Source organism: uncultured Thiodictyon sp., assembly GCF_903828115.1.
Classification (GTDB): Bacteria; Pseudomonadota; Gammaproteobacteria; order Chromatiales; family Chromatiaceae; genus Thiodictyon.
In genome coordinates this window covers 1-6,821 of sequence record NZ_CAIKKU010000342.1, presented here as the reverse complement: position 1 = coordinate 6,821, position 6,821 = coordinate 1, and the positions used below count along the sequence as shown (strand labels likewise).

Below are 6,821 nucleotides of genomic sequence, written 5' to 3'. Positions count from 1 at the left end.
GGTTATCGTAACCCTCGGATTCTCTTGGACCCCAAATTGCATCGCTTCTCCGATTACGATTACGACAACGACAACGACAACGACAACGACAACGACAACGACAACGGCAACGGCAACGGCAACGGCAACGGCAACGACAACGACAACGACAACGACAACGACAACGACAACGACAACGACAACGACAACGACTAACGATTGTGCTTAGCTTCTTCTTGACTCGTTACTAACCATGATCAGGCCGCGCCGTCCGTGGGCCCCGGCCGGGGCCCGCCGGGCGGCGGCGCGGTGGCGACCGGGCTACCGCCCGGACGCATCTCGGGTGGGTCGGGGCGGTCGTTGCTCAGTGCGCGCGCCTGACGGTCGATGAAGTCGACCCCGGCATCATAGCCGCGAATGCGCAGGATCTGGTGGCGTACCGCGGCCTCCACAATGATGGACAGATTGCGCCCCGGGGCCACGGGCATGGTGATCCGGGGCACGGCCACCCCCAGGATGGTGCTGGCGGACAGGCTCCCCGCAAGCCGGTCGATGCGGTCGAGCTGGGTCTGATCCAGCGGTTTCAAGTCGATGATCAGGTTCAGGGTCTTGCGTCGGACCACGGCCCCCTCGCCGAACATGGCCCGGATATTGAGAATCCCAAGGCCGCGCACCTCCAGGAAATCGAGCAGGGCGTCCGGGCAGGTGCCCTCCAGCTTCTCCGGTGCGACACGGGCGAACTGGGGTGCGTCGTCGGCGATCAGGCGGTGTCCGCGGCTGATCAGATCGAGCGCCAACTCGCTCTTGCCGACCGCCGGGTCCCCGGCCAGCAGCACGCCCATCCCCAGGACCTCGATAAAGACGCCGTGGATGGTCTTGCGTTCCGCCAGGGCGTGGGTCAGATAGTAGCGCAGTTGATTGATCAGCTCTTCGTCCGAGACGGGGGAGCCGATCAGGGGGGTGTTGGTGCGTTCCGCCCAGTCCCAGAACAGCGGCTCGGGCTCGATCCCGTCGCAGAAGATCACCGCGGTGGGCCGGTCACTGAAGAGCTTTTCAATGGTCTCGGCGAAGGCGGTGGCGCCGAGACCGGCCAGGTACACGAGTTCCGCGCGCCCGATGACCTGCAGCCGGTTCGGGTGGATGCAGTTGAGCGACCCGACCAAGGCCTGACCGGACAGGGTCGGGTCGTCCCCGCGCAGCGGGCGGCGGGTGCCGGGCTCAGGGGTGAGCCAGCGCAGCCGGGTGCGGGGCCCGGTGTGCCGGATGAGTGACTGGAGGCTGTCGGCCATGATGGGGCGCCGGGCGCTAGGCGACGCCGAAGACGCGCAGGACGGCGGCGGCGGACCCCGCCTGCCGCAACTGCTGGCGCACCGCGGGATCGTTGAAGCGGCCGGCCAACTCGGCCAGGAGTTGCAGGTGCTCCTCGGTGGCGGTCTCAGGTACCAGCAGCGCAAAGGCCAGATCGACACGCTCCCCGTCGGCCGCGTCGTAGTCGACCCCGTGGGCGAGCGAGACGAAGGCGCCGAGGGACTGGGTGGCCTCCTTGACGCGGGCGTGGGGCAAGGCGATGCCGTGCCCGAGTCCGGTACTGCCGAGCCGCTCGCGCTCCAGCAGACGCTCGAAGATCAGGTCCGGTTTCAACTGCGGATGGTCCGCGGCCAGGAGACGGGCCAGGGTCTCGAGCAGACGCTTCTTGCTCGCGATCTCAAGACCGCGGCCAATGCGGTGTTCGTTGATGAAGTCGGGCGGTAACATCGGCTACCGCTCCTGGCCGCGGACGCAATGCCGGACGGCACGGCAGGTACCGCGGCGCGGGTCGCGCAAGTGGGTGCGGGTCATGTCGGCTGACTCCTCTTGGTCGTGCGGGGTGCACGGGGTGCGATCATAACTGATGTGTTAACGCACATCTCGTAGGGTATGCGTCGCGTACCCGCTAAACTGCGGCGACCGCCGGAGCCGGGCACGCGATGCGTACCCTACAGCTACCGGACGTTCCCACGGACCGGGCGTCGCAACGAAAGACACCTCGAACGGGTGTCCGAGGTGTCCGTGCGTGCCGGCCCAAGTGCGACCCTGTGGTTTATCGGGGTTCGCCCTTACTCGGTCTCGCCGGGCTTGGTGCCGGTGACGGCCGTCGGGCGGTGGCTGGCCTTCTTCTCCTTGTGGCGCAGGATCTGGCGGTCGAGCTTGTCGATCAGGGTGTCGATGGCGGCATACATGTCCTCATGGACCGAGTCGGCGAACAGCTTACCGCCGTTCACATGCAGGGTGGCCTCGGCGCGCTGGGCCAACTTCTCCACTGTCAGGATGACGTGGGCGTTGATGACGTGGTCGAAATGGCGAGCCAGGCGCTCGAACTTGTTATCGACGTACCCCTTGAGGGCCTCGGTCACGTCGACATGGTGACCCGTCAGGTTGATATGCATGGTCTGGTCTTCTCCTCTGGTTTCAAACCGCCTGTCAAGCCAGGCGTTTGCGTTCGTTCGAGGGTGGGATGCCCATCGCCTCGCGGTATTTCGCGACGGTGCGTCGCGCAACATTGATGCCCTGATCGGCCAACTCGTCGGCGATCCGACTATCGCTCAGGGGCTTGCGGGCCGATTCATTGGTGATCATCTTGCGGATCAGGGCGCGGATGGCCGTGGATGAACACTCGCCCCCGGCCGCCGTGTTCACGTGGGACGAGAAAAAAAACTTGAACTCGAAGGTCCCGCGCGGGGTGTGCATATATTTCTGGGTGGTGACCCGCGAGATGGTGGACTCGTGCAGGTCCAGCGCCTCGGAGACGTCGCGCAGGATCAGCGGCTTCATGGCCTCCTCGCCGCGTTCGAGAAAGTCCTGCTGCAGCTCCACGATCTTGGCGGCGACGCGCAGGACCGTGTCGTTGCGGCTGACCAGGCTCTTGATGAACCAGCGGGCCTCTTGCAGGTGACTTTTCAACGCAATGCTGTCCGCACTCTGGTCGCTGCGCCGGATGAGCCGCGCATAGTCGGCGTTCACTCTCAGTTTAGGCGTAGTTTCGGGATTCAGCTCGACCTGCCACACACCTTCGACGCGCCGCACGAAGATGTCGGGTACAACGTACTCCGATGCGGTCTCCGCGATCAAGGTGCCGGGGCGGGGATTTAAGTGCCGGATCACGTCCAGGGCGGCGTGGATCGCCGCTTCCGGCGCGTCCAGCAGGCGCGCCAGGGCCGCCACGTCGTTGCGGGGCAGATAGTCGAACCCGTCCTTGCAGATCGCGATGGCCAGCGCCCGCGTCGTGGTCTGGTCGGGGGCTGCCGGCGCGCCCTGGGCTAACTGGCGCAGTTGCAGCAACAGACACTCGCGCAGATCGCGGGCACCAACCCCCGCCGGGTCGAATGACTGGACCCGGTGGATGATGGTAGTGACCTCCTCGGGGGCGATCGTCGGGTCACCCAGCGTGCTCAGCAGTTCCTCGCAGTCCGTACGCAGGTAGCCGTTGCCGTCGATGGCGTCGATGACCGCGAGCGCGATGACCTCGTCGCGCGCGCTGAGCCGGGCCAGATTGAGCTGCCAGATCAGGTGGTCATGCAGGGTCTCCGGGCGGCTTTGCTGGGAGAAGGGGTCGAAGTCGTTGTCGTCGCTGCCCTGGCTGCCGCTCGGGAGATAGTTTTCGTACACATCGTCCCAGTGGGTGTCCACCGGGAGCTCGTCCGGCATCTCACTGGACTCGCCCTGAACCTCGCGTTCGATCGTCTGTTCCTGGACGGTGGCGGTCGGCTCCGGCGTGGCGTCCTGAACCAGGCGGGCGTCGGCGGCGTCGGCGGCCTGGAAGCGGTCGGCCTCATCGCCCTCCTCGAGCATGAAATTGCTGTCCAAAACCTCTTGGATCTCCTGTTGGAGCTCCAGGTTGGACAGTTGAAGGAGCTTGATCGCCTGCTGCAACTGGGGCGTCATCGACAGATGCTGACCAAGTCGAAGCTGGATGGACTGCTTCATCGCGGGGGCTGCGTGTGGGGTGGACCGATCGAGTCTAGCAAGTTGAGTGCCTGTTTTGATTCTAGCCTATTCGGGCGCCATGGCGGAATGGTCTGGGGCGCTCACATGGAGAAATCGGTGCCGAGGTAGACCTCGCGCACTTGCTGGTCGGCGAGCAGTTGCGTGGGAGTGCCGGCGGCGATCATGCTACCGTCACTGATGATGTAGCCGCGATCACAGATGTCGAGGGTCTCGCGGACGTTGTGGTCGGTGATCAGGACGCCGATGTTGCGCTCGCGCAGGTGCGCGACGATGGCCTTGATGTCGCCGACCGCGATCGGGTCGACCCCGGCGAAGGGTTCATCGAGCAGCATCACCACCGGGTCCACGGCGAGTGCGCGGGCGATCTCCAGGCGGCGGCGTTCGCCGCCGGACAGGCTGAGCGCGAGCGAGGCGGCGACATGGCTGATCCCCAGTTCCTGGAGCAGTTGCTCGCAACGCTCGCGTTGCTGGTCGCGGTTCAAGTCGCGGCGGGTCTGCAGGATCGCCAGGATGTTGTCGCGCGCGCAGAGTTTGCGGAAGACCGAGGGCTCCTGCGCCAGGTAGCTCAGGCCCGCCCGTGCGCGCGCGTGCATCGGCAGTTGCGTGAGGTCGCGGCCGTTCAACTCGATGCGTCCGTGGTCACTCGGGATCAGGCCGACGATCAGATAGAAACAGGTGGTCTTGCCGGCGCCGTTGGGTCCGAGCAGGCCGACGACCTCGCCCGCGTTCACCTCGACACTCACGTCCCGCAGGACCTGGCGGTTGCGGTAGCGCTTCTTCAGGTGAGCGGCGCAGAGGGTGCTCACGCGCCGCCCTGCCTGCCGGGCGGGGGCGCCTTGGGGGCAGGTACCGGGGGCGCCGGGGGTGCCGCGGCGGTGCCGGGCGCCGGCGGCTTGCCGTCCTTCTTGGCCTGCGGCGTCATCTGGATCTTTACCCGGCTGTCGCCCCCCGCCTGCACCCGCGCATGGGCCCGATCATAGACGATCCGCTCGCTGGCGATGCGGTCCGTGCCCTGGATCACCAGCGCCTCGCCGGTCAGGATCAGCTCGTCGCGGTCCGCGTCGTAGTCCATGCGCTTGGCAAAGGCCTGCATCTCGCCCTGCTCGCCGTCGAGCTGCTGTTTGTAGCTGGCCGGTTCGCCCCGGGCGATGATGTACTTGATCTGGCGGTCGCTGCGGTGGTGGACCGTGACCTGGTCGGCCAGCAGGCGCATGGTCCCCTGGTCGACCTGGACCTGGCCCAGATAAAGGCTGGTGCTCTTGCCCTCGTCGACCTCGACCCGGTCGGCCTCGATCAGCATGGGCTGCGCCGCATCGCTCTGCAGCGCGACGGCGCTGCAGGGCGTCAGGCCCAGACCCAGGGTCAAGAGCGCGGCGGCCAGGACGGGCAGGGCCCGGGGCACGGTGGTGACGATCATCGGTCTGGCGTTCATGGGGCGGCTGAACCAGCATTCCCCTTCTCGGTTGGGGTGGGAGCGACAAAGATGTGGGCGCGCCCGGGAAACTCAGCCCGGGACGGGTGGGCGTACCACAGGCGCACGCCGGCGGCGGTCAGCCAGTCGTCGTCGCTCGCGATCCTCACCGGCTGATCGCCCTGGGCGTATTCACGCTTGGGCCAGAGCCGCAACTGCGAGGTCGCGAGCCGCAACGAGCGGTTCGGACCGGCACCGGCCCGCGCGATCCGGACCTCGTCGCGCAGGTCGATCTCCTCGCCCTTGGACAGCAGGAAACCCTGTTTGGATTCCACCTTCCAGGGCGGTCCACCCTCGCGATCGAACAGGGTCAGGCGCGGCCGGTCGAGTTCGGCCAGGTCCTCGGCGACATACTGGCGCAGTTGATCGGCCACCAGATGCCGCTGCGGGCGCCCGTCGGTATTGGTCTCGATGGCGTCGAGGTCCCAGACCATGTGGTCAGGGGCGCGCTCGCGCACGCGCTCGCCCGGCTCCTCGATCAGGCTGCGCAACAGCCACCAGGCCCCGCCTGCGAGGATGGCGAAGACCATCGCCAGACGCCCCTGTCGCGTCGTCCACACGCTTTGTCACCTCGCTGTGCATCGGTTTGCGTTCAGGCGCCTTCCAGGTAGCCGCGGTTGATCGGCTCCAGGGTGCCCTGGGCCGCCATCACCAGCTCACAGACCTCACGGGCCGCGCCCCGTCCGCCGGGGGCACTGGTGCACCAGTGGGCGTGTTGGCGAACCAAGGGATGGGCATCCCCGACGGCGATCGCCAGTCCCACCCGGCGCATGACCGGCAGGTCGATGACATCATCGCCCACGTAGGCGATCACCGCGTCCGTGAGCCCCAAGGCCCGCTTGAGTTCCTCGAAGGCCGGCAGCTTGTCGCGTTGACCCTGGTAGACGTGGGCGACTCCCAGGCCCTCCATGCGGATGCGCACCGCCTCGGAGCGGCGCCCGGAGATGACCGCCAGCCTCACGCCGGTCTCTTGCAGCAGCACCATGCCATGACCGTCGCGTGCGTTGAATGCCTTGTATTCCAGGCCGTCGTCGCCCAGGTACAGGCTGCCGTCGGTCAAGACCCCGTCCACGTCGAAGATCACCAGCCGAATCTGCGCCGCCCGTTCCAGAATATCTTGCATGATCCATTAACCAAAAAAGGGCCACTTGGCCGAAACCGAACCCAAATCAAGTGGCAACCGACCACTAACCACTAACCACTAACCACTATCCACTGTCCACTGGCCTCTGGGTGGATCAGAACTGATGTGTTAACCTACATGTCGTAGGGTACGCATCGCCTACCCGCCAAGCTGCCACGACCGCCGGAGCCGGGTGCGCGATGCGTACCCCACAGCTACAGCGACCGGACGTTGTCACGGACCGGGCGTCGTTGTCGTTGTCGT

At 66.2% G+C, this 6,821-nt stretch carries 9 protein-coding genes; 1 reads left to right on the top strand and 8 read right to left on the bottom strand.

Annotated elements, in window-relative coordinates; genetic code table 11:
* A partial coding sequence (locus QZY48_RS12770; protein ID WP_295431238.1) for a hypothetical protein occupies positions 1 to 208 on the top strand: 208 nt, incomplete at its 5' end.
* Between the two features lie 28 nt (positions 209 to 236).
* Here QZY48_RS12770 and hprK read toward each other — a convergent pair.
* The 8 genes from hprK to kdsC all read right to left on the bottom strand — a co-directional run bounded on the left by hprK (position 237) and on the right by kdsC (position 6,557).
* Positions 237 to 1,268, bottom strand: coding sequence for an HPr(Ser) kinase/phosphatase (gene hprK, locus QZY48_RS12765; protein WP_295431237.1), 1,032 nt, complete (start codon positions 1,266 to 1,268; stop codon positions 237 to 239).
* Positions 1,269 to 1,284: 16 nt separating this feature from the next.
* Positions 1,285 to 1,734 carry a PTS sugar transporter subunit IIA gene (locus QZY48_RS12760; protein ID WP_295431236.1) on the bottom strand — a complete coding sequence of 150 codons (450 nt, stop codon included), beginning with the start codon at positions 1,732 to 1,734 and terminating at the stop codon, positions 1,285 to 1,287.
* Positions 1,735 to 2,075: 341 nt separating this feature from the next.
* A complete protein-coding gene (raiA, locus tag QZY48_RS12755) occupies positions 2,076 to 2,405 on the bottom strand; it encodes a ribosome-associated translation inhibitor RaiA (protein ID WP_295431235.1) in 330 nt (109 codons plus the stop codon).
* Between the two features lie 34 nt (positions 2,406 to 2,439).
* The gene (locus QZY48_RS12750; protein ID WP_295431234.1) at positions 2,440 to 3,942 is read right to left on the bottom strand and encodes an RNA polymerase factor sigma-54; all 1,503 of its coding nucleotides are present in this window, start codon (positions 3,940 to 3,942) and stop codon (positions 2,440 to 2,442) included.
* A gap of 101 nt (positions 3,943 to 4,043) precedes the next feature.
* Complete coding sequence (lptB, locus tag QZY48_RS12745; protein WP_295431233.1) at positions 4,044 to 4,769, bottom strand: LPS export ABC transporter ATP-binding protein; 726 nt, start codon at positions 4,767 to 4,769, stop codon at positions 4,044 to 4,046.
* Entirely contained in the window at positions 4,766 to 5,380 is a 615-nt protein-coding gene (gene lptA / locus QZY48_RS12740) for a lipopolysaccharide transport periplasmic protein LptA (RefSeq protein ID WP_295431232.1), read from the bottom strand. Before lptA ends, lptB begins: the two co-directional genes overlap by 4 nt.
* Before the next feature lie 11 nt (positions 5,381 to 5,391).
* Positions 5,392 to 5,994: an LPS export ABC transporter periplasmic protein LptC gene (gene lptC, locus QZY48_RS12735; RefSeq protein ID WP_295431231.1), complete on the bottom strand. Its 603-nt coding sequence runs from the start codon at positions 5,992 to 5,994 to the stop codon at positions 5,392 to 5,394.
* Between the two features lie 32 nt (positions 5,995 to 6,026).
* The gene (gene kdsC, locus QZY48_RS12730; protein ID WP_295431230.1) at positions 6,027 to 6,557 is read right to left on the bottom strand and encodes a 3-deoxy-manno-octulosonate-8-phosphatase KdsC; all 531 of its coding nucleotides are present in this window, start codon (positions 6,555 to 6,557) and stop codon (positions 6,027 to 6,029) included.
* Positions 6,558 to 6,821 lie beyond the last annotated feature (264 nt).

Coding starts and splice junctions, on each gene's coding strand:
- QZY48_RS12750 (WP_295431234.1), bottom strand. CDS start 3,942: ATGAAGCAGTCCATCCAGCTTCGACTTGGTCAGCATCTGTCGATGACG.
- hprK (WP_295431237.1), bottom strand. CDS start 1,268: ATGGCCGACAGCCTCCAGTCACTCATCCGGCACACCGGGCCCCGCACC.
- QZY48_RS12760 (WP_295431236.1), bottom strand. CDS start 1,734: ATGTTACCGCCCGACTTCATCAACGAACACCGCATTGGCCGCGGTCTT.
- raiA (WP_295431235.1), bottom strand. CDS start 2,405: ATGCATATCAACCTGACGGGTCACCATGTCGACGTGACCGAGGCCCTC.
- lptA (WP_295431232.1), bottom strand. CDS start 5,380: ATGATCGTCACCACCGTGCCCCGGGCCCTGCCCGTCCTGGCCGCCGCG.
- kdsC (WP_295431230.1), bottom strand. CDS start 6,557: ATGCAAGATATTCTGGAACGGGCGGCGCAGATTCGGCTGGTGATCTTC.